Source organism: Aeromonas fluvialis, assembly GCF_000819885.1.
GTDB classification, from domain to species: Bacteria; Pseudomonadota; Gammaproteobacteria; order Enterobacterales; family Aeromonadaceae; genus Aeromonas; species Aeromonas fluvialis.
In genome coordinates this window covers 1-22,388 of record NZ_CDBO01000043.1, presented here as the reverse complement: position 1 = coordinate 22,388, position 22,388 = coordinate 1, and the positions used below count along the sequence as shown (strand labels likewise).

Sequence of the window (22,388 nt, the reverse complement as noted above, 5' to 3'; positions counted from 1 at the left end):
CAATCACATTCACTCTTTACGCTCAAACTCGCCTTCGATAGTGGTACCACCCTGCTTGGGTTGCCCCAGATGCTCATCGGGCGGTGTGTTGCCAAACGGCGATTGAGTTCGCTGAAAACCACCCATCTGCATTCTGAACTGGTTGCTGCCGATCAGCTTGTCGGCCAGCTTGTTACGCAGCCAGGGTTGCAGCAACAGCACACCGAACATATCGGTAACGAAACCCGGGATGATCAGCAGCAGACCGGCCAGCGCCAGTATCATGCCGCCCATCACTTCGCGGCCTGGCATCTCGCCCATCTGCATCTTTTGCTGGGCGCTGAACAGCGTCTTGAGCCCTTCACTGCGCACCAGAGACGAGCCAAGAATGGCGGTCAGGATGAGCAAGCCAACGGTCGGCAGCGCTCCAATCACAGAACCGACCTCGATCATCACGGTGAGCTCCAGTACCACCAGACCCACCAACAGCAGAAACAGCTTGCCCATATAAGCTCCAAAACCAGTCAAATGTTAGAAAAAGTGGTCCCGCGAATCGGGAGCCGCACACGCTGTTTAGACGCACGAGCCACCACTTTCTACCCCCAATAAATGGGGGCCAACCTGCCCTTTTCAAGCCATCCAAATGACACCCCCATCAACCATGCACTAAAAAACCAGCAATACATTACAAATTTTCATAAAAATCAGTGCGATAAATCATGTGCAACATATGTGTACATAAATCAAAGGAATTTGAAGATGTCACCAGATTAGTGATCCAGCTCTAACAACCGATACCTCAATTGGAGTAGTATATTGATTAGTTATGAGGGAGGTTACACTCCCAATCGCCCCACTCGGTGTGTGGTGCTTCAGGATGAGCTGTGCGCACGGAACTCGCGACCACTCGGTGAGGATTTTTCCATTTATCTGATTTCTGAGGCATTACAATGAGCGACATCAAGAACGTCCGCATTGAAGAAGACCTGCTGGGCACTAAAGAAGTTTCCAATGATCTCTACTATGGTGTGCACACCCTGCGCGCTGTCGAGAACTTCAAGATCAGCTCTCAGAAGATTTCTGACGTTCCGGAATTCGTCCGTGGTATGGTGCTGACCAAAAAGGCCGCTGCGCTGGCCAACGGCGAACTGGGCACCATCCGTCCTGAAATTGCAGACAAGATCGTGGAAGCCTGTGACCTGATGCTGAAGACCGGCAAATGCTTCGACCAGTTCCCGGTCGATGTGTATCAGGGTGGTGCGGGCACCTCCGTCAACATGAACACCAACGAAGTACTGGCCAACATTGCCCTCGAACTGATGGGTCTGGAGAAAGGTCGTTACGACGTCATCAACCCCAACGATCACGTCAACAAGTGCCAGTCCACCAACGACGCCTACCCTACCGGTTTTCGCGTGGCCGTGGTCAACAGCACCGACGTGACCCTGCATGCCCTTGAGCACCTGATCGCCACCTTCGATGCCAAGGCTGACGAGTTCAAGAAAGTCCTGAAGATGGGCCGTACCCAGCTGCAAGATGCGGTTCCGATGACCCTGGGTCAGGAGTTCCACGCGTTCGCCGTGACCCTGCGCGAAGAGATCAAATCCATCAAGCGTTGCCAGGAGCTGCTGCTGGAAGTGAACCTGGGCGCTACCGCCATCGGTACCGGTCTGAACACGCCGCCCGAGTACTCCAAGCTGGCCATTCAGCGTCTGGCCGAGATCACCGGTCGTGCCTATGTGCCGGCAGAAGATCTGATCGAAGCGACCTCCGATTGCGGCGCCTACGTCATGCTGCACGGCGCCATCAAGCGTCTGGCCATGAAGCTCTCCAAGATCTGTAACGACCTGCGTCTGCTCTCCTCTGGCCCGCGCACCGCACTCAAAGAGATCAACCTGCCGGAAATGCAGGCTGGCTCTTCCATCATGCCGGCCAAGGTCAATCCGGTTATCCCGGAAGTGGTCAACCAATCCTGCTTCAAGGTATTCGGTAACGACATCACCATCACCTTCGCCGCCGAAGCCGGTCAGCTGCAGCTGAACGTCATGGAGCCGGTGATTGGTCAGGCGATGTTCGAATCCCTGAGCCTGATGGAAAAAGCCTGCATCTCCCTGCGCGAGAAGTGCGTGGAAGGTATCACCGCCAATCCGGAAATCTGCATGAACCACGTGCTGAACTCCATCGGGATCGTGACCTACCTGAACCCCTTCATCGGCCACCACGAAGGTGACATCGTCGGCAAGATTTGTGCCCAGACTGGCAAGAACGTCCGCGAAGTGGTGCTGGAGCGCGGCCTGCTGAGCGCCGAGCAACTGGACGAAATTCTCTCTATCGAGAACCTGATGAACCCGCAATACAAAGCCAAGCGCTTCACCCGCGAAGCCGCCGTATAAGCGAGTGTGGGCCGGGATCTTCCCGGCCCACAAAGTCAGTTCCCGATTGGCCTTATCCCCAGCCCGATCGGGAATTGGCTTTTTGCCAAATAAAAACCAAAAAACTAAAAAATGGAGTTATCGCTATGATTGGAATCGAGTTACTTGTCGTGCTCGCCGCTATCTATCTGGGGGCCCGGATAGGCAGCATCGGCATCGGCTTTGCCGGTGGTCTGGGGGTTCTGGTATTGACGTGGGGGCTGGGCATGCCCATCCCGAGTGATCAGCTGGTCAGCTATATCCCTTGGGATGTGATCATGATCATCGCGTCCGTCATCTGCGCCATCGCCTGTATGCAACTGGCTGGCGGGATGGACTACCTGGTCTCCCTGGCAGAAAAAGCGCTGCGCAAGAACCCCAAATACATCACCTTCGCCGCCCCGGTCGTCACCTATCTGATGACTATGCTGGCCGGCACCGGTCATACCGCCTTCTCTACCCTGCCGGTTATCGCCGAAGTGGCCAAAGAGCAAGGGATCCGTCCATCCCGCCCGCTCTCCATCGCGGTTGTTGCCTCCCAGATCGCCATCACAGCCTCTCCGATCTCTGCCGCTGTGGTTGCCTTCTCCGGCATGCTCGAGCCGTTTGGTGTTGACTACCTGACCCTGCTGGCGATCTGCATCCCCTCAACCTTCCTGGCCTGTATCCTTGGTGCCTTCATTGCCAACATGATGGGCAAGCCGCTGGATCAGGACGATGTCTATCTGGATCGCAAAGCCAAGGGGCTGATCAAGCTGCGCGGCACCACTTAGCTGGAGATCAAGCCGTACGCCAAGCTCTCTGTCTGGATCTTCATCACCGCCATCGTTGCTGTCATGGCTTATGCCACTGCCATCTCCGGTAAAGTGGGCCTGATCACCAACCCGCCGATCCCCCGTGACGGTGCCATCATGGGTATCATGCTGGCTGCGGCCACCATTATGACCCTGGTCTGCAAACTGGACGCCACCCAGGTCACTAACATGCCAACCTTCAAGTCCGGTATGTCCGCCTGTATCTGCGTACTGGGTGTCGCCTGGCTGGGTAACGTCTTCGTTAAAGGCAACATGGACACCATCCAGCTGATCGCAGGCGATCTGCTGAACCAGTACTCCTGGTTGCTGGCCGTGGTGCTGTTCTTTGCCGCCATGCTGCTCTATTCACAAGGTGCCACCACCAAAGCGCTGATGCCTGCCGCACTGGCATTGGGTGTCAGCCCGCTGACTGCGATTGCCTCCTTCGCAGCCGTGAGCGCCCTGTTCGTACTGCCAACCTACCCAACCCTGCTGGCTGCGGTAGAGATGGATGACACCGGCTCCACCCGTATCGGTAAGGCGGTGTTCAACCATCCCTTCTTCGTACCCGGCACCGCCACTATCGCCATCGCCGTAACGCTGGGCTTCTTCTTCGGCGGCATCCTGTTGTAATCACATCGCCTGCCGCTCGCCAAACAAACATCCCCGCCAACTGGCGGGGATTTTTTATCGCCTCTTTCAAAGACTTGATTTTTGCAGCCATATAAGACAAGTGATGGTAAAGCTCGCCTCATAAGCCCCTCAATGGCCGTGACAGCCTTTTGGTTGTCCCGGAAATGTCCATCCCTCCCCAATCATCACCATCGCTTTAGAAGACGCTTGTGGCGCGATCTGATTTATCGCGTCATGCAAGATGGGGCACATCGGTAAAATCTATAAATTCAATTGATAGCGAACCATTGGCCCGCCAAACAGGCCTCGAGGTATTGCTGCAGGTCTGGCAGACATCTCTGCCGATGTGAAGGGAGATATGTCGAGAAACAAGCAAAAAAATACCTCGGACAAGCTCCCGCATTATCGGGAGCATGGCCAAGGCAGATTATCCCCCAATAAGGGGCGGGATCCTCTGGGTCAGACCGGGTCCAGAGTATCCAGCGGCCAGCGCGGCACGGCTTTGACCACCAGCGGTTCGAACACGCCCGCTTTCAAGCGCTGCATACCGGCATAGGCAATCATTGCGCCGTTATCGGTGCAATATTCGGTGCGCGGATAGAAGACCTCCCCCTTGAGGCTCTCCATCAGCTCGGCCAGCTGGGCACGCAGATGACGGTTGGCACTCACACCACCGGCGACCACCAGACGCGTGAGACCGGTCTCTTTCAAGGCGCGACGACACTTGATGGCCAGGGTATCGACTACGGCATCCTCAAAGGCTCTGGCGATATCGGCACGAGTCTGTTCGTCATCCCCATTGGCAGCGATAGTGTTAGCAGCAAAGGTCTTGAGACCGGAGAAGCTCATGTCAAGCCCGGGACGATCAGTCATGGGACGCGGAAAATGGAAGCGCCCCTTGGTGCCCTTCTCGGCCAGACGGGAGAGCAACGGGCCACCCGGATAATCCAGCCCCATCAGCTTGGCGGTCTTGTCGAATGCTTCGCCCGCCGCATCGTCGATGGATTCCCCCAGCAGCTGATAGCTGCCGATGCCATCGACCCTCACCAGCATGGAGTGGCCACCGGAGACCAGCAGCGCGACGAAGGGGAATTCGGGGGCTTTCTCTTCCAACATGGGCGCCAATAGGTGGCCTTCCATATGGTGGACGGCGATAGCCGGCTTGTTCCACGCCATCGCCAGCGAGCGGCCGATGGTGGCCCCTACCAGAATGGCGCCCACCAGACCCGGGCCCGCGGTATAGGCGATGCCGTCGATGTCATCCTTGCCCAGTCCCGCCTCTTGCAATGCGGCCTGGATCAAGGGGATCGTCTTGCGAACGTGATCCCGGCTGGCGAGCTCGGGGACGACGCCACCGTAGTCCGCATGCAGCTTGACCTGGCTATATAACTGGTGGGAAAGGATCCCTTTTTGATCGTCGAAGATCGCGATCCCGGTTTCGTCACAGGATGTCTCTATGCCCAATACACGCATTGCTAAAAATTTCACTGCTAAAATGAGACGGCTATGGTAACCTTCGCGGGTTTTTTAAACCAGAGCGATCTCTGCGGGTTTACTTTCATTCCCTGTCCAGAGTATAATTTCGCACCATTTTAAGACATGCTGATCGATTGAAGGTCAGCTAACAATTTATCACTGAGGTGAAAGGCACATGCCAGTAATCAAAGTCCGTGAAAATGAGCCGTTTGACGTTGCTCTGCGTCGCTTCAAGCGTTCTTGCGAAAAAGCCGGTATCCTGTCCGAAGTTCGTAGCCGTGAGTTCTACGAGAAGCCGACTACCATTCGTAAGCGCGCCAAAGCGTCTGCCGTTAAGCGTCACGCCAAGAAGCTGTCTCGCGAAAACGCACGTCGTATCCGCCTGTACTAATCAAGGGTTCATGCCGTGTCTCTGAAGGATCAACTCAAGGATCAGCAAAAACTCGCCATGCTTGCCAAAGACAAGCCACGGTTGGGTGCTATCCGGTTGTTGATGGCAGAAATCAAGCAACGTGAAGTCGATACCCGTATCGAGCTGAATGATGAGGATATCCTCGCTGTCGTGACCAAAATGGTCAAACAGCGCCGCGATTCCATCAGCCAATTTGACGCTGCCGGTCGCCAGGATCTCGCCGACAAAGAGTCCGCCGAGATCGTTGTGTTGCAGGAATTCCTGCCGCAACAGCTGACCGCAGATGAAATTGCCGCCCTGATCGAGCAAGCCATCACTGAAAGTGGTGCTGCCGTTATGGCTGATATGGGCAAGGTCATGGCTGTCTTGAAGCCGAAAATTCAGGGGCGTGCCGATGTCGGCGCCGTCAGTGCTCAGGTGAAAACCCGCTTGGCGTAACAGGCAACTCTCTTGTTTGGTCGAAGAAGCCGTGCTTCCCTTGGAATGCGCGGCTTTTTTATTTTCTCCGCAATGAAACAGGACGGTTATGGCAGGCAGGATCCCCCAATCCTTTATCGACGATCTGCTCGTACGCACAGACATAGTCGAGCTGATCGACTCGCGAGTGCGGCTGAAAAAAGCCGGTAAGAACTACCAGGCTTGCTGCCCTTTTCATAACGAAAAAAGCCCCTCTTTTACCGTCAGCCAGGAGAAGCAGTTCTACCACTGTTTCGGCTGTGGCGCCCACGGCAACGCAATCGGCTTTGTCATGGAGTACGACGGTCTAGAATTTCCCGATGCCATCGAAGAGCTCGCCAGCATGCAAGGCATGCAGGTGCCTCGCGAACAGAGTATCGGCGGCTCGGCCAATAGCCAGCCCGCCGTCAGCAAGGATCTGTTCGAGCTGATGAACCAGATCGCCCGCTTCTACGAGAGCAATCTCAAGAGCGCGTCCCATGCGGTGGAGTACCTCAAGGGACGTGGCCTGACTGGCGAAGTGGTCAAGCGCTTCAACATCGGTTATGCCCCAAACGATTGGGATCAGGTACGTCGCCGCTTCGGCGCCAGCCGGGATCACGAGCAGTTGCTTATCTCGGGCGGCATGCTGATCACCCGTGACAATGGCCCGGGTAGTTATGATCGTTTCCGCGATCGCATCATGTTCCCGATCCGCGACAAGCGTGGCCGGGTCATCGGTTTCGGTGGCCGGGTGCTGGGGGATGGCACCCCCAAGTACCTGAACTCGCCGGAAACCCCCATCTTCCATAAAGGGCGGGAGCTGTTCGGTCTCTACGAAGTGAAGCAGGCACACAAGGATCCGCGCCGGATCCTTGTGGTGGAAGGCTACATGGACGTGGTGGCACTCGGTCAGTACGACATCGACTATGCGGTGGCGGCGCTGGGTACTGCAACGACCAGCGACCATATCCACACCCTGTTTCGCACCACCGCCGAGGTGGTCTGCTGCTACGACGGTGACAACGCCGGTCGTGAAGCCGCCTGGCGAGCACTGGATAATGCCCTCCCCCATTTGCAGGATGGCCGCGAGCTGAAGTTCGTGTTCCTGCCCGATGGCGAGGATCCCGACTCGCTGGTACGCCAGATCGGTAAGGAGGGCTTTGAAGCCCTGCTCGATGAAGCCCAACCGTTCGCCGACTTCATGTTCGAGCGTCTCGGGCGGGATGCAGCCCTCTCCGGTGAGGCTGGCAAGTTCGAGGTAGCCAACAAGGCTGCCGAACTTATTCGTCGCGTACCGGAAGGGTTTACTCGCGAAGGGTTGATCACCCGCCTCTCCAGCATGATGCGCTGGGGCGAGAACAAGCAGCGTATCGCCGAGCTCTTTGCCCGCAATAACCAGCCCAAAGCCGGGGTCAACAAACCCAAGGCTGCCAAGCTGACCCCACTGCGCCGAGCACTGGCACTGATGGTGCAATATCCGGCAGTAACGGCTGAGCTTCCCCCCATGCCGGAGTTGGCCGGACTACGCGTACAGGGCATCAAGTTTCTGCTGCAACTACACCAGCAGATCCTGGCACAGCCCGGGATCACCACTGGTATTCTGCTGGAACACTGGCGTGGCACCAAAGAGGGGGAGATCCTCGCCCAGCTGGCCATGCACGATCTGTTTGAAGAGATCAGGCTCGACCAAGAACCCGATATTCTGGGAGAATTGCAGGACACCTTCGTCGGTTTCATTAACCAGTTTCTGAAACAGCGGATCGAAGAATTGCAGGCCAAAGTGGCTCAGGAAGGACTAAGCTCCGAAGAAACCCAAGAGCTGATGATGCTGATAAGAGAGGTGCAAATTGAGAAAAGAAATGAGAGTGGGGCTTGATATTTAAGTGATTAGTCCCAATATGGATAGCGATGCCCGAATCGACGGGATGAAAAGCAAAAATTTTATAACCGCCTGGCCCCGACAATACAGCGGGCAGGGGTTTCTCATGACCGACGCCGCAACCAGACATAGCATGTCTGGCGGTTTTCTATTAGAATTGGCTATTTGCGCAGCAGCGCACTGTACGCGCAACCTAGCAACACCAACCGGATGAGTTCTATGGAGCAAACCCCGCAGTCTCAGCTTAAACTCCTCGTTGCCAAAGGTAAAGAACAGGGCTACCTGACCTATGCCGAGGTGAACGATCACCTCCCGCAAGACATTGTCGATTCAGACCAGATCGAAGACATCATTCAGATGATCAACGATATGGGCATTCAAGTGGTTGAAAACGCTCCGGATGCCGATGACCTTATCATGGCAGAAGGTGGTACCGCCGATGAGGACGCTGCCGAAGCAGCGGCCCAGGCTCTGGCATCTGTTGAATCTGAGATTGGTCGTACGACCGATCCTGTCCGCATGTACATGCGGGAAATGGGTACCGTCGAACTGCTGACCCGCGAAGGCGAAATCGACATCGCCAAGCGGATCGAAGACGGAATCAACCAGGTACAAAGCTCCGTCGCCGAGTACCCTGAAGCAATTACTTACCTGCTCGAACAGTACGACAAGTACGAAGCCGAGCAGCTGCGTCTCTCTGACATCATCTCTGGCTTCATTGACCCGAACGAAACCGAAGACATGGCACCGACTGCCACGCATATCGGTTCCGAACTCAGCGAAGAAGATCTGGACGATGAGGACGAAGAAGAGGAAGACGAAGACGAAGACGGCGACAACTCTGACGACGATGGTGACGGTGGCCCGGATCCGGAAGTCGCTCGCGAGAAGTTCGGCGAGCTGCGTGCCCAGTACGAGGTAACCCGCCTCTCCATTCAGAAGAATGGCCGCGCGCACCAAGATACCCAGGCAGCCATCGCCCAGCTGGCCGATGTATTCCGCCAATTCCGCCTGATGCCCAAGCAGTTTGATCGCCTGGTCAACAACATGCGCGAGATGATGGAACGCGTCCGGGTGCAGGAACGCATCATCCTGAAGCTCTGCGTTGAGCAGGCCAAAATGCCGAAGAAAACCTTCGTCGCGGCCTTCACCAACAACGAGTGTGAAACTGCCTGGTTTGAATACCAGAAGCAGGCTGGCAAAGCCTGGTCTCCCCGTCTGGTTGAAATGGACGAGGATATCCAGCGCGCCATCGGCAAGCTGCAGCAGATCGAAGAAGAGACCGGTCTGTCGATTGCCCAGATCAAGGATATCAACCGTCGTATGAGTATCGGTGAGGCCAAGGCCCGCCGTGCGAAGAAAGAGATGGTTGAGGCCAACTTGCGTCTGGTTATCTCCATCGCCAAGAAGTACACCAACCGAGGTCTGCAGTTCCTGGATCTGATCCAGGAGGGCAACATCGGTCTGATGAAAGCGGTCGACAAGTTTGAATACCGTCGCGGCTACAAGTTTTCGACCTATGCCACCTGGTGGATCCGTCAGGCCATTACCCGCTCCATCGCGGATCAGGCCCGTACCATCCGTATCCCGGTGCATATGATCGAGACCATCAACAAGCTCAACCGTATCTCCCGTCAGATGCTGCAGGAGATGGGTCGTGAACCGAACCCGGAAGAGCTGGCCATGCGCATGGGCATGCCGGAAGACAAGATCCGCAAGGTACTGAAAATCGCCAAAGAGCCGATCTCCATGGAGACGCCCATCGGTGATGATGAAGATTCCCACTTGGGCGACTTCATCGAAGATACCACCCTGGCACTGCCGGCCGATGCTGCCACCAGCGAAAGCCTGCGCAACGCTACCCGCGAAGTGCTGGCAGGCCTGACCGCCCGCGAAGCCAAGGTACTGCGGATGCGTTTCGGTATCGACATGAACACTGACCACACCCTTGAGGAAGTGGGCAAACAGTTCGACGTTACCCGTGAGCGTATTCGTCAAATCGAAGCCAAGGCGCTGCGCAAATTGCGCCACCCGAGCCGCTCGGAAGTGCTGCGCAGCTTCCTGGACGAATAGTCCTGACGTTGCGTCAAACTGCTCTGCCAAAGCCCCGCCATGCGGGGCTTTGTTTTGTCTGGTATTTCACCTTGCGACTCGCTTTTACTCTTTATCAATCTGGATAATTAGTCGCCAAGTGGTTGATATGCCTATAGACTGCCCTTTCCTCTTCCCCTATAATCCACGCCGCTAAACGCACAATTTGGCCCCTTAGCTCAGTTGGTCAGAGCAGTCGACTCATAATCGATTGGTCGTGGGTTCAAGTCCCCCAGGGGCCACCAAATTGAAAAAGGCCGCTCATCATGAGCGGCCTTTTTGCATCTGCCGATCGGGCAATATCCAGCGATGAGAACGATGAGGCCATAGAAAAGACCCGCCATGGGCGGGTCTGGGCAGGGTCCGGATCAGGCGCCTCACTCAGAGACAAGGAGCCTAATGCTGAGCCTCAGGTTTGCTCGTTGCTGCCGCTCTGGATGGACGAGCGACGCCCGGCGGGCAGCATCCGGGTGACCAGATTGCTGCGCTGACGCCAGGAGGTGAAGACAATGGCTAGCAGGTGCAGACCAATCAGCCCCTGCAGCGCCACCACGCACCACTCATGCCACTCGTCAGCCCCCAGTTCAAATCCCGTCTCGGTATTTTGAAACCAGCCGCTGCCTGCTGTCGCCAGCACAACCAGCCAGAGCGCCCACACTGCCAGCTTGCCGCTACCGTGATGACCCGGTGCCGGAGGCTGCCGCTCACGCATCTCGCGCGCTTGCTGGCGAAAATCCTCACCGCTGGGGATGAGGGCACCAAGGCGAGCGTAGCCACGGGCGAAAGTGAGCCCCCAGAGCAGACGCAAGGAGACCAACCCAATGGCGCCGTAACCCAGCCACTCGTGCCACTCCTCCCCCGCTTCGTTAACCCAGAGGTTGCCGATACAGACCGCCGCCAAGCCCCAGTGGGTCAGGCGAACCAGCGGATCCCAGCGAAAGGGCTCACCCTTTTTGCTTGGCATATTTGTGGTACTCCTTCTTCAGGTCGTTGACCTTGGCCAGATGTTCGCGCGCCTTGGCTTCATCACCCGCCTTGAGTGCGGCCAGGCTGGCGTCCAGCTCGGTCTGTACCTCGTTCATCCCTTCAAGGAATTTCTCTTTTTTGGCAGCCGGCATGTTCTTCTGCTTGGCCACATCCAGCTGGGCCTTCATCTCGTTGATGTGCTTCTCCATGGTGGCTGCATCATCAGCCTTGACGGCCTGCTTGTAGTTGAAGCCAATCTTCTTCATCGGCTGTTCCAGATCACCCGCCACGGCAGGCAGGGTCATCAGGCCAAACATCAGGGGCAGCAGCAGGGGGCGGACGGTTTTCAACATGGGATTTCCTTATATAACGACATGCTCGAATTGTTAGAGGTACTTATGAATCCAAACAAGAATTCATCACCAGCATGATGCCATGACTCATGGTGAAGCGTTTGTGAAAAATGCTGTTTTTTGTGGCAAATAGTGACAAATATGCCGCGCTTGTTTGCGCTTGGTAACTGATTGAACGCTGGTGACGCGCGACAAGAGGATGGTTGAAAGCGGTAAACAAGGACAAAAAACCCCGCCGTAGCGGGGTCTGAATCAGCTGGCCATTTGCTGGCGTCAGTTACTCCTGTTCGCGAGCAATGGCGCGCCAGCCGATATCCTTGCGGTAGAAGACGCCATCCCACTTGATGCGGCCAGCGAGCTGATAGGCACGCTGCTGGGCTTCTGCCACGGTTTGGCCAAGGGCGGTGGCGCACAGCACACGGCCGCCAGCGGTCAGGCTGGTATCGCCCTCCAGACGGGTGCCGGCATGAAACACCTTCTCGCCCGCCACTTCATCCACTGGCAAGCCGCTGATGGGGTGATTGGTGCTGTAATCGCCGGGATAGCCTCCCGCCGCCAACACCACGCCGATAGCGGCGCGGGGATCATAAATGGCCTCTTTCTGATCCAGCTTGCCTGCGCAAGCGGCCAGACAGAGCTCCACCAGATCGGACTGCATCCGCAGCATGATGGGCTGGGTCTCGGGATCGCCGAAACGGCAGTTGAATTCGATCACCTTGGGATTGCCAGCGGTATCGATCATCAGACCGGCATAGAGGAAGCCGGTGTAGACGTTGCCTTCGGCAGCCATGCCACGCACGGTCGGCATGATCACCTGCTCCATCACCTTCTGATGTACCTCGGCGGTCACCACAGGCGCCGGGGAGTAAGCCCCCATGCCGCCGGTGTTGAGGCCGGTATCACCATCGCCCACCCGCTTGTGATCCTGACTGGTGGCCATCGGCAGCACATGCTCGCCGTCGACCATGACGATGAAGCTGGCCTCTTCGCCATCCAGAAACTCTTCTATCACCACTCGGGAGCCCGCTTCACCAAAAGCATTGCCGGAGAGCATGTCACGCACCGCATCTTCCGCTTCCTGCAAGGTCATGGCGACAATCACCCCCTTGCCCGCCGCCAGACCATCGGCCTTGATGACGATGGGGGCGCCCTTCTCGCGCAGATAAGCGAGCGCAGGCTCCACTTCGGTGAAGTTCTGGTAGTCGGCAGTCGGGATGGCGTGACGGGCCAGGAAATCCTTGGTGAATGCCTTGGAACCTTCCAACTGGGCAGCGGCAGCGGTCGGGCCAAAGATGGGCTGACCGGCGGCGCGGAAGGCATCCACCACCCCTTTCACCAGCGGCGCTTCCGGGCCGACGATGGTGAGGCCGATCTGCTTCTCTTTGGCAAAGGCCAGCAGCCCTTCGATATCGGTCGCGTCGATGGCGACGTTCTCGACACCCGGCTCAAGCTGGGTGCCCGCATTACCCGGCGCCACAAAAACGTGATGCACCAGTGGAGAGTGCTTGGCCTTCCAGGCCAGGGCATGTTCACGGCCACCATTGCCAATGATCAGTACTTTCATCGTATCGCTCGCTTCTATGTGAGGTCACAGGCTTCCGCCAGAGGGAAGCCGGTCGCAATAGTCAGTTGAAAAGAGACAACAAAAGGGCCGCCATCGGCAGCCCCTGACCCATCAATGACGAAAATGGCGCATGTTGGTGAACACCATGCACATGCCGTGCTCGTCAGCCGCGTCGATCACCTCCTGATCGCGCATCGAGCCACCAGGCTGGATCACGCAGGAGATACCGGCCTGCGCGGCAGCATCGATACCGTCGCGGAACGGGAAGAAGGCATCGGAGGCCATCACGGAGCCCGCCACGGTCAACCCTTCGTCCGCCGCCTTGATACCGGCGATTTTGGCCGAATAAACGCGGCTCATCTGGCCGGCGCCGACACCGATGGTCTGGCCATCTTTGGCGTAGACGATGGCATTGGATTTGACGAACTTGGCCACTTTCCAGCAGAACAGCAGATCTTGCAGCTCAGCCTCGGTCGGCTGGCGCTTGCTGACCACGGTCAGGTCGCCCAGCGTCACCATGCCGAGATCCCGCTCCTGCACCAGCAGGCCGCCGTTGACGCGCTTGAGGTCAAACCCTTGCGCCGGAGCCGTCCACTGCCCGCATTCGAGTAGACGCACGTTCTGCTTGGCGGCAACAGCATCGCGGGCCTCCTGGCTGACGGTCGGGGCGATGATCACTTCGACAAACTGGCGGGCCACGATGGCTGCGGCAGTGGCGCCATCCAACTCGCGGTTGAAGGCGATGATGCCGCCAAAGGCGGAGGTGGGGTCGGTCTGGTAAGCGCGATCGTAGGCACTCAGCAGGTCGCTACCAATAGCCACACCGCAGGGGTTGGCATGCTTGACGATGACGCAGGCCGGCTCGCTGAACTCCTTCACACACTCCAGCGCCGCATCGGTATCGGCGATGTTGTTGTAGGAGAGCGCCTTGCCCTGCAGCTGGATAGCGCTGGAGACAGAACCCGGCGCGGCATGCTCTTCGGCGTAGAAGGCGGCAGCCTGATGGCTGTTTTCGCCGTAGCGCATGTCCTGCTTCTTGATGAACTGGCTGTTGAAGGTGCGCGGGAAGCGGGACTCCTCGTCACCTTCCTTGTTGTCGCCATAAGAGGGCACCATGGTGCCGAAGTAGTTGGCGATCATGCCATCGTAGGCAGCAGTGTGCTCGAAGGCTGCGATGGCCAGATCGAAACGGGTGGCAAGGGTCAGACTGTTGCCGTTGCCATCCATCTCGCGGATGACGCGGTCGTAATCGGCAGCCTTGACGACGATAGCGACATCTTTATGGTTTTTGGCCGCAGAGCGCACCATGGTCGGACCGCCGATGTCGATGTTCTCGACCGCATCAGCCAGGGTACAGCCCGCTTTGGCCACTGTCGCGGCGAAGGGGTAGAGGTTGACGACAACCATGTCGATAGGGGAGATAGCGTGTTGGGCCATGATGGCGTCATCCTGATCCCGACGACCGAGGATGCCGCCATGAACCTTGGGATGCAGGGTCTTGACCCGGCCATCCATCATTTCAGGAAAACCCGTGTAGTCGGAGACCTCGGTCACCGGCAGACCCGCCTCGCCAAGCAGCTTGGCGGTACCACCCGTGGAGAGCAGGGCAATACCACGCTCGTTGAGTGCCTTGGCAAATTCCAGAATGCCAGTTTTGTCAGACACACTCAGCAGCGCACGGCGAATGGGTCGAGCTTGTTCCATCACACTATCGTCCTCAACATAACGGGGACCGTTCCATGGGAGGCGAGGCTCAACACAGAGAGTCCCCAAATAAATGGAAGTGGGGGATTTCGCAAACCACTCTCGCCCCGACATCCGGCAAAAGCGTTTTAGGAAATGCCCGCTTGGTGCGGCGCTCTGTTATGGGCGCGTATTCTACACAAAAAATGTGACCTGTGGTGGATTTTTTGAAACGGCAAAGCCTTATTTGGCGCGGCGTTAAACGTTTTCCACCTGATTTTCTCGAAACGTTTGCACTTTCAGTGTTTTATGGAAAAAAGGGTCGCCAGGAGATGTTTATCTGCCCCTTTTATGCCCTTGGCTGGCAATCCATGGGCAAAGGGGTGATAGTGGATTCCGGTTTTTGTGGCGGCATACATTCAAGGGGAGAGAGAGCATGTATCGGATCGGTGAACTGGCCAAGGCGTGCGGGGTCAAGGCAGATACCCTGCGTTTTTACGAGAAGAACGGGCTTATCTCACCGGGGATCCGAAATGAATCTGGCTACCGCCTCTACAGCGAACAGGACAAGCGGCGGCTGGAATTCATCATCCGCGCCAAGTCGGTGGGATTCTCGCTGGCCGATATCGGCGAACTGCTCGACCTCGATACCAACAAGGCCAGAGTCACCTGTCAGGAGGTGAAAGCAGTGGCCGACACCAAGCTGGCCCAGGTGGAGCAGAAGATCATCGAACTGACCCGCTTTCGCGACAACCTGCGCGAGCTCTCCAATATCTGCTGCGGCGGCCCCCGCTCGGCGGAACACTGCGCCATCCTCGAGACGCTGGAATCTGGTGCCCCGGCCCATCACGAGCATCACAACCACGATGAGCATGACCCGGTTCACAGCTGATGGCGCTGGCCAGGGTCATTGCTCCGGCGGCGATTTGGTGACAAAATCGCCGCGTTTTTAACCGGTGCCAGTGCATCCGGTTGCCGGGCGCTAGCCTGAACCGGCGCCCGCAGCGAAAACCGCCATCCAAACACAAGAGTCAACACACCAAGAGAAAAGAAGAGGAGCCATCATGGCCAAAATTCGGGTCGACCAACCCGCCCTCCCCCGTGAGGAAAATGCGCAAGGGGGCAACTATGCCCATCAGCGCGGCGAAATAAAGGATAACCATCTGCACGCCCTGCTCTCCGATCCGCTGTTTCGCAGCCGGGTTGAGCGCAACAAGAAGGGCAAGGGGAGTTACCAGCGCAAGGCCAAATTTGGCAAGCGGTGGGAGCCCGGCCAACAGCAGATGATCCGCGTCTGCTGCTGAGCGGGTTTCTACCGACCATAAACAATCAGGGCGCCAATGGCGCCCTGATTGTTATCTCGAAACCGGGTTCACCAAAGAGTGGCTCACGGCTTCGACAAGCTCGTGAACCCGCACTCACTCATCCATAAAGAGTTCGAGCAGCACGTTGAGATAGCGATGGCCGAGGGAGGTGAGCTGCCAGCTCTCCCCCAAATCTTCTATCAGCTCCTTGCTCTGGGCGATGGCGAGCACCGTCTCCACCCGCTCCAGCGGCAAGCCGGTATAGGCCTCGAACTCCGCCTTGGGGGCCGGTTCAAACAGGCGGAAGCGGTTCATAAAGTATTCGAGCGGCAGATCGTCTGCCGTCACCAGCCACTGCTCGTCCAGATAGGGGCGACGCTTGTCCAGATACCCTTTCGGATGCTTCACCTTGGCGGTGCGCAGGATCTGCTGAGCCGCGAGATCAGTCACCTTGCCGTGGGCACCACAGCCGATCCCCAGATAGTCGCCAAAGCGCCAGTAGTTGAGGTTGTGATGGCACTGGTAGCCCTCTTTGGCATAAGCCGAGATCTCGTACTGGCGATAACCTCTGGCGGTGAGCATGGCGTGGCCCTGCTCGTAGATGTCCCACAGGGTGTCATCTTCCGGCAGCCGCGGCGGTTTGGAGGCAAACGCCGTGTTCGGCTCTATGGTGAGCTGATACCAGGAGAGGTGCGGCGGTGCGCAATCGATGGCCTGCTGCAGATCATAAAGGGCATCATCCAGACTCTGATCCGGCAGACCGTGCATCAGATCCAGATTGAAGGTAGGCAACTTGATGGCATGGGCAAGTGCAGCGGCCTTGCGCGCCTCTTCCGGGCCGTGAATGCGGCCGAGGCGGGTCAACTTCTCCTGCTGGAAACTCTGCACCCCGATGGAGATGCGGTTGATGCCAGCGCGCTGGAAACCGGCAAACTTGTCCGCCTCCACCGTGCCTGGGTTGGCCTCCATGGTAATCTCGCAATCTGCGGTGAGCACAATGCGGGCCCGTACCCCGTCCAGCAAGGCTTGCATCGCCTCCACCGTCAACAGGCTGGGGGTGCCACCGCCAATAAAGATTGAGGAGAGCGGCCGCCCTTGTGCCCACTTCAGATCCTGATCCAGATCTTCCAGCAGAGCGGCGACATATTCGAGGTGAGGCAACTCCCCCTTCTGGGCATGGGAGTTGAAGTCACAGTAAGGGCACTTCTGGACGCACCAGGGCACATGAATATAGAGAGAGAGCGGCGGCAGTTGCAGCATGGGGCTTCCAATAAAACGGGGGCTCAAGGCCCCCATTGTAGATGACAGTGTGTAATTGACTGTGTAATTGACCGTGTGTAACCGACAAGGTGGCGAAGTGACTCAGTGCGCCGCAGCCAGCGCCGCTTTGAGCTTGGCCAGCGCCTGACCGCGATGGCTCAACTGGTTTTTCAGATCGCTTGGCATCTGGGCGGCGGTGCAGTCGTGATCAGGTACGAAGAAGACGGGGTCATAGCCGAAACCGTGCTGACCGCGCGGCTCGTCGATGATCATCCCTTCCCAGCTCGCCTGACAGATGATGGGGGTGGGATCGTCGGCATGGCGCATATAGACCAGCACACACCAGAAGCGGGCGCTCTTCAGGTACTCGGGAGCCCCTTGCAGCTCGCCGAGCAGCTTCTCGATATTGGCCTTGTCACCGGCACCCACACCGGCAAAGCGGGCGGAGTAAACGCCGGGGCGCCCTTGCAGCAGGTCGACTTCCAGACCGGAGTCATCGGCCACGGCGGGCAGACCGGTAATGCGGGCGGCGTGGCGGGCCTTGATGATGGCATTCTCGACGAAGGTGGTGCCGGTCTCATCGGCATCTGAGACCGCAAACTCGCTCTGTGGGATCACCTGGATCTTCATATCGGCCAGCATGGCGGCCAATTCCTTCACCTTTTTCTGGTTCCCTGTTGCCAGGACAAGCTTGTTCATCGCGCACCTCCGCAAAAATAATCTGCGCATTCTATGCGGCGCAAGCGTTTAGTAAAAGCGTCAATTACACCCGCTGTGATGGGGTTGCGGGTGATTGGAAGCCATCGAATAACCAGCTTTTTAATACATGTTTCCATAATGGAATAACCAAAGTGATTAAATACCATTTCTATTCATTACTGTGAGTCAGTAGACTCGCGCCCCAATTCATTAACCTGGCTGACTAAAGAGGTGACAGATGCCATTGATACTTTTGCTCGTACTACTGGTGCTGTTCAGTCCGCTGGCCATCGACATCTACTTGCCCGCCATCCCGCAGATGGCCGAGCAGCTGGGCGCCGAAGTAACCCTGATGCAGGGCACCATCACCTGGTTCCTGTTCAGCATGGGGCTGGGGCAACTGCTTGTTGGCCCGCTGGCCGATCGCTACGGTCGCAAGCCCATCGCTCTGGGCGGCGTGCTGCTCTACGGCCTGAGCGCGCTGGGGGCCGGTTTTGCCGCCAGCCTCGGCGAATTGATGCTGGCCCGGGTGCTGCAGGGCTTCGGTGCCTGTGCCACTTCGGTCGCGGCTTTCTCGGTGGTGCGTGACAGCTACGGCCCGAAAAAGAGCGGCCAGATGATCTCCTACCTCAATGGCGCCATCTGCTTTATTCCGGCGCTGGCCCCCCTGCTCGGTGGCTGGCTCACCGCCAAGGCGGGCTGGTCTGCCAACTTCTGGTTTATGGCCGGTTATGCGCTCATCGTCGGCAGCTGGCTGATGTGGCGGATGCCGGAGACCCGCCCGGAGGAGACCCGCAGCGAAGGGGCCCTCATCAGCTGGTCGCGCTACAGCCCTGTGCTACGATCCCCCAGCTTTCTGTTCAACGCCGCGCTGTGCATGCTGGCGATGGCGGTGATCCTCGCCTATGTCACCGCGGCCCCGGTGCAGCTGATGGTGAAGCTGGGGCTGGATATGAGCGGCTTTAGCTACTGGTTTACCGCCAACGCCGCGCTCAACATTCTGGCCTGCTTCATGGCCCCCCGCTTTATTGCCAAAGTAGGGCCAAGACGCACCCTGCGCATCGGCCTGCTGGTATTGATGCTCTCTGCCATCGCCCTGACCCTGGCGATGCACATCGCACATCCGCTGGCGATGATGGGGCCGGTATTCCTCTCCAGCATCGGCTTTGCCATGATTCTGGGCGCGGCCGCCGGCATGGCGCTGGCACCGTTCGGCCACTGCGCCGGTACCGCCGCCGCCCTGCTCGGCCTGTTCCAGATGAGCGGCTCCGGCGCGCTGGTTGGCTTGACCGGCGCCCTGATGCACGACCCGCTCAGCCAGCTGGCACTGCATATGTGGCTACTGCTGCCGCCTCTGGTGATGCTGATGACCCGGCGCGGCCGCCGCTTGTGTTTGCAATAAATCCTGTGCTCTGATGGGCACACTCAGGGGGCCATCGGCCCCCTTCTCGTTTGTATCGCCTTTACAGCGTATGGCCATCCGGCAGAGAGCCGGCGATGGCAACCCCACTCACTCGATGTCAGCGGAGAACTCCCGATGAGCCACACTCTTAACGCAGCCTTGGTGGGCTATGGCTTTGCAGGCAAGACCTTCCACGCCCCCTTCCTTTCTACCACGCCGGGCTTGTCCCTGAGTTGGGTGGTAAGCCGCGATGCCGCCAAGGTGCAGGCCGATCTGCCCGGCTGTCGGGTCGGTTCACTGGAGGAGGTACTGAGCGATGAGACCGTCGATCTGGTGGTGATTGCCACCCCCAACGACACCCATGCCCCCCTCGCCCGCCAGGCGCTGCTGGCAGGCAAACATGTGGTGATCGACAAGCCGTTTGCGCTGGATCTGGCCGAGGCGCAAGCGCTGGTCGAGTTGGCCGAAAAGCAGCAGCGGCTGCTCAGCATCTTCCACAACCGTCGTTGGGACGGGGATTTCCTTACCATGCGCCGTTTGATTGCCGAAGGGACGCTGGGGCAGATCGCCCAGTTCGAATCCCACTTCGATCGCTATCGCCCCGAGGTGCGCCAGCGCTGGCGCGAAGCGGGTGGCCCGGGCTCCGGCCTCTGGTTCGATCTCGGCCCCCACGTACTGGATCAGGCGCTGCAGTTGTTCGGCCAACCGGACTGGCTGCAGGCCGATCTGGCCGAGCAGCGCCACGGCGCACTGGCGGACGACTATTTTCATGTGGTGCTGGGCTATGGTGAACAGTCTGGCGAGATGCGAGTGATCCTGCACGGTAGCTGTCTGGTCTCAGCCACCATGCCGCGCTTTGTCATTCACGGCAGCCAGGGCTCGTTCGTGAAATTCGGTATGGATGTGCAGGAAGATCAGCTCAAGCTGGGCAAGCGGCCACCGGCGGCGGATTGGGGCATGGATAGCGAACCCGGTCAGCTCAGCCGCATTGTCGATGGTCAGTTACAGCAGCAGAGCGTGGTGGGTGAGGCGGGGGATTATGGCGCCTACTATCGCGCTGTCTGCGCCGCCATCAAGGGCGAGGGAAGCAACCCGGTGCCAGCAAGTGAAGCGCTGGCGGTGATGGCGCTGCTGGATCTGGCCCGTCAGAGCCACCTTGAGGGAAAACGGCTGCCCTGTCAGAAGCTGTCTGACTAAGGTGCGGGTCATCGGCCGCGCTTGACCAACCTTGACCTTGTTAAACCGCCACAAGATGGCAGAAAGGTGGTGTTTTATTGTGCAATTGGCACCATTTAACGGCATCTTGTATTGATATCAGTCGTTGCAGTGGCTCTCTTTATCCTGGATAGGAAAAATGTCATTGTGATATCCGTTTTCATCTGTAACCGTTGTTGCTATATTGCGCCCGCTTCTTGGCTCCCGGCCAATGATTGGGAAACCGGGTGAAAGGACACACTTTGATGGTTGGCAGAACCATCTCTCCATATTTTTTGAGGGTATGAACATGAATAAAGTACTGGTAGCCGGTATCCTGGGTCTGATGTTGACTGCTTGCGGTCAAAAAGAAGAAAAAGCTGCCGCTCCTGCTGCTGCTCCGGCCGCCGAAGTTGCTGCCACTGTAGAGAAAGCCGCTAGCGAAGCCACCTCTACCGTAGAGAAAGCTACTTCCGAAGCGACTGCAACCGTTGAGAAAGCTACTTCCGAAGCGACTGCAACCGTTGAGAAAGCTACTTCCGAAGCGACTGCAACCGTTGAGAAAGCTGCTGACGAAGTGGCTACCAAGGTTGAAGCTGCAGTGAGCGATGCCAAGGCCAACTAAGCCTGCACCTCATTCGAAGACGGGTCCGAAGGCAACTTCGGGCCCGTTTTTTTATCTGTCAATCAGGGGGCCGGATTAATCAGCGAGGTGAGGATGTGATCCTCCCAGCGGCCATTGATCATCAGATACGCCCGCGCGAATCCCTCCCGCTCGAAACCGAGCCGCTCCAGCAGGGCGCCACTACGCTGATTGGCTGGCATATAGCAAGCCATGATGCGATGCAGATCGTGCTCCCGAAACAGGTAGTCGATGGCGGCTGACAGCACCTCTCCCATCACCCCCTGCCCCTGATACTGCTGGTCGATGGCATAGCCCAGATGACACGCCTTGAAGACCCCCATCAGGATATTGCTGAAGTTACAGGTGGCGATCACCCGCTCGCCAGCCGGATCGAGGGCCACCAGATTGACGCCGGTGCCGTTGAAGAACTGGCTGTAGCTGTCCTGTAGCCGGGCATGCCAGTAAGAGAGGGTGTAAAAGTGCTCGTCCCGAAGCGGCTCCCAGGGGGCGAGATGATCGCGGTTGCGCCGGTAGAAGTCGAGCATCATGGGGGCCCGATCCGGCGACAGTATGGTCAGGTGGGTGCGGGCCGTCTTGATATGTGGCAGCGACATCAGGACTCCCTCTGTCTTAGCCACTCATCGCGCAGCAAGCTGTAGTGGGCATGGTCCACAATCCGGTTGCCCAGCCGCTCTGCGCGCCGGGTCACCCCCTCCAGCTGCATCCCGAGCCGTTCACAAACAGCCCTGCTGGGCTCGTTATCGGTGGCGGCGCTGATCTCCACCTTATCCATCCCCATCTCCTCGAAGGCGTGGTGGATCAGGGCCTGACAGGCCCGGGTGATGATACCGTTGCCCTGCCAGCGCTCCGCCAGCCAGTAACCGATGACCACCTTGCCAAGGTCGTGATCGATGCTGTTGTAACCTATAACACCCACCACCTCCCCCTGATACTCGATGGCGGTGGTGAGCCCCTCGCCGCGGGCGAACTTCTCGATGGCACTGCGAATGAAGAGGGCGCTGTCAACGGGGCGCTGGATCAGTGGCGGCCAGGGTAGCCACTGGGAGAGGTACTCCCGGTTGTCATTGCAGAGGGCAAACAGTTCGCTCGCCATATCCGGCTGCAAGAAGAGCAGCGCAAGCTCGTCGTCCAACTGCCATGAAAACATGGGATTCTCCTTTCAAATCAGTGATCAAATAGCGAACAGTGTAGTGGTCAAGAAAAA

The 22,388-nt window shown here is 57.9% G+C and carries 20 protein-coding genes, 1 tRNA gene and 1 pseudogene; 12 read left to right on the top strand and 10 right to left on the bottom strand.

Translation table 11 applies throughout. From position 1 onward, the window contains the following. Nucleotides 1-9 precede the first annotated feature (9 nt). Complete coding sequence (locus tag BN1125_RS09480) at nt 10-486, bottom strand: FxsA family protein (RefSeq protein WP_042012026.1); 477 nt, start codon at nt 484-486, stop codon at nt 10-12. 443 nt (nt 487-929) lie between these two features. Between BN1125_RS09480 and aspA the strand changes: the two genes are divergently transcribed. Next, nucleotides 930-2,372, top strand: coding sequence for an aspartate ammonia-lyase (gene aspA, locus BN1125_RS09475; RefSeq protein WP_042012025.1), 1,443 nt, complete (start codon nt 930-932; stop codon nt 2,370-2,372). 125 nt (nt 2,373-2,497) lie between these two features. Further along, nucleotides 2,498-3,817 (top strand): annotated as a pseudogene (locus BN1125_RS09470) (anaerobic C4-dicarboxylate transporter). A gap of 459 nt (nt 3,818-4,276) precedes the next feature. Here the strand turns inward: BN1125_RS09470 and tsaD are convergent. Further along, complete coding sequence (gene tsaD / locus BN1125_RS09465; RefSeq protein ID WP_042012024.1) at nt 4,277-5,290, bottom strand: tRNA (adenosine(37)-N6)-threonylcarbamoyltransferase complex transferase subunit TsaD; 1,014 nt, start codon at nt 5,288-5,290, stop codon at nt 4,277-4,279. 178 nt (nt 5,291-5,468) lie between these two features. Here tsaD and rpsU point away from each other — a divergent pair, with 178 nt between their 5' ends. The 5 genes from rpsU to BN1125_RS09440 all read left to right on the top strand — a co-directional run bounded on the left by rpsU (nt 5,469) and on the right by BN1125_RS09440 (nt 10,358). After that, complete coding sequence (gene rpsU / locus BN1125_RS09460) at nt 5,469-5,684, top strand: 30S ribosomal protein S21 (RefSeq protein WP_005309452.1); 216 nt, start codon at nt 5,469-5,471, stop codon at nt 5,682-5,684. Nucleotides 5,685-5,699: 15 nt separating this feature from the next. Further along, nucleotides 5,700-6,143, top strand: coding sequence for a GatB/YqeY domain-containing protein (locus tag BN1125_RS09455; protein ID WP_042012023.1), 444 nt, complete (start codon nt 5,700-5,702; stop codon nt 6,141-6,143). Between the two features lie 88 nt (nt 6,144-6,231). After that, nucleotides 6,232-8,019, top strand: coding sequence for a DNA primase (gene dnaG, locus BN1125_RS09450; protein WP_042012022.1), 1,788 nt, complete (start codon nt 6,232-6,234; stop codon nt 8,017-8,019). A gap of 183 nt (nt 8,020-8,202) precedes the next feature. Further along, nucleotides 8,203-10,095: an RNA polymerase sigma factor RpoD gene (gene rpoD / locus BN1125_RS09445; protein ID WP_342027734.1), complete on the top strand. Its 1,893-nt coding sequence runs from the start codon at nt 8,203-8,205 to the stop codon at nt 10,093-10,095. A 186-nt stretch (nt 10,096-10,281) separates the two neighbouring features. Next, nucleotides 10,282-10,358: transfer RNA gene (locus tag BN1125_RS09440), tRNA-Ile, on the top strand. 164 nt (nt 10,359-10,522) lie between these two features. Here BN1125_RS09440 and BN1125_RS09435 read toward each other — a convergent pair. The 4 genes from BN1125_RS09435 to purH form a co-directional block, all read right to left on the bottom strand. Beyond that, entirely contained in the window at nt 10,523-11,077 is a 555-nt protein-coding gene (locus BN1125_RS09435; protein WP_005358118.1) for a cytochrome b/b6 domain-containing protein, read from the bottom strand. Beyond that, nucleotides 11,058-11,432 (bottom strand): cytochrome b562, encoded by a 375-nt coding sequence (locus tag BN1125_RS09430; RefSeq protein WP_005349056.1) that lies wholly within the window; start codon nt 11,430-11,432, stop codon nt 11,058-11,060. Before BN1125_RS09430 ends, BN1125_RS09435 begins: the two co-directional genes overlap by 20 nt. A 277-nt stretch (nt 11,433-11,709) precedes the next feature. Continuing rightward, a complete protein-coding gene (gene purD / locus BN1125_RS09425) occupies nt 11,710-12,996 on the bottom strand; it encodes a phosphoribosylamine--glycine ligase (protein ID WP_042012020.1) in 1,287 nt (428 codons plus the stop codon). A gap of 111 nt (nt 12,997-13,107) precedes the next feature. Next, a complete protein-coding gene (gene purH, locus BN1125_RS09420; RefSeq protein ID WP_042012019.1) occupies nt 13,108-14,700 on the bottom strand; it encodes a bifunctional phosphoribosylaminoimidazolecarboxamide formyltransferase/IMP cyclohydrolase in 1,593 nt (530 codons plus the stop codon). Nucleotides 14,701-15,115: 415 nt separating this feature from the next. Here purH and zntR point away from each other — a divergent pair, with 415 nt between their 5' ends. Together zntR and BN1125_RS09410 are read left to right on the top strand one after the other, a co-directional pair. Continuing rightward, the gene (gene zntR, locus BN1125_RS09415) at nt 15,116-15,571 is read left to right on the top strand and encodes a Zn(2+)-responsive transcriptional regulator (RefSeq protein ID WP_042012018.1); all 456 of its coding nucleotides are present in this window, start codon (nt 15,116-15,118) and stop codon (nt 15,569-15,571) included. 172 nt (nt 15,572-15,743) lie between these two features. Then, complete coding sequence (locus tag BN1125_RS09410) at nt 15,744-15,983, top strand: alternative ribosome-rescue factor A (protein ID WP_005340543.1); 240 nt, start codon at nt 15,744-15,746, stop codon at nt 15,981-15,983. A gap of 114 nt (nt 15,984-16,097) precedes the next feature. Here the strand turns inward: BN1125_RS09410 and hemW are convergent, their stop codons facing one another. Both hemW and rdgB read right to left on the bottom strand, forming a co-directional pair. Then, nucleotides 16,098-17,243, bottom strand: coding sequence for a radical SAM family heme chaperone HemW (gene hemW / locus BN1125_RS09405; RefSeq protein WP_042012017.1), 1,146 nt, complete (start codon nt 17,241-17,243; stop codon nt 16,098-16,100). 102 nt (nt 17,244-17,345) lie between these two features. Beyond that, entirely contained in the window at nt 17,346-17,942 is a 597-nt protein-coding gene (gene rdgB, locus BN1125_RS09400) for an RdgB/HAM1 family non-canonical purine NTP pyrophosphatase (RefSeq protein WP_042012016.1), read from the bottom strand. A 238-nt stretch (nt 17,943-18,180) separates the two neighbouring features. Between rdgB and BN1125_RS09395 the strand changes: the two genes are divergently transcribed. The 3 genes from BN1125_RS09395 to BN1125_RS09385 all read left to right on the top strand — a co-directional run bounded on the left by BN1125_RS09395 (nt 18,181) and on the right by BN1125_RS09385 (nt 21,163). Beyond that, nucleotides 18,181-19,344 (top strand): multidrug effflux MFS transporter, encoded by a 1,164-nt coding sequence (locus tag BN1125_RS09395; RefSeq protein ID WP_042012015.1) that lies wholly within the window; start codon nt 18,181-18,183, stop codon nt 19,342-19,344. A gap of 135 nt (nt 19,345-19,479) precedes the next feature. Continuing rightward, nucleotides 19,480-20,541 (top strand): oxidoreductase, encoded by a 1,062-nt coding sequence (locus BN1125_RS09390; RefSeq protein ID WP_042012014.1) that lies wholly within the window; start codon nt 19,480-19,482, stop codon nt 20,539-20,541. A gap of 307 nt (nt 20,542-20,848) precedes the next feature. Continuing rightward, nucleotides 20,849-21,163, top strand: a complete 315-nt coding sequence (locus BN1125_RS09385) for a hypothetical protein (protein WP_042012030.1) — start codon at nt 20,849-20,851, stop codon at nt 21,161-21,163. A gap of 62 nt (nt 21,164-21,225) precedes the next feature. Here BN1125_RS09385 and rimJ read toward each other — a convergent pair whose 3' ends face one another. Further along, nucleotides 21,226-21,777: a ribosomal protein S5-alanine N-acetyltransferase gene (gene rimJ, locus BN1125_RS09380; protein WP_042012013.1), complete on the bottom strand. Its 552-nt coding sequence runs from the start codon at nt 21,775-21,777 to the stop codon at nt 21,226-21,228. Further along, nucleotides 21,777-22,331 carry a GNAT family N-acetyltransferase gene (locus tag BN1125_RS09375; RefSeq protein WP_042012012.1) on the bottom strand — a complete coding sequence of 185 codons (555 nt, stop codon included), beginning with the start codon at nt 22,329-22,331 and terminating at the stop codon, nt 21,777-21,779. The genes rimJ and BN1125_RS09375 overlap by 1 nt, the downstream gene beginning before the upstream one ends. Nucleotides 22,332-22,388 lie beyond the last annotated feature (57 nt).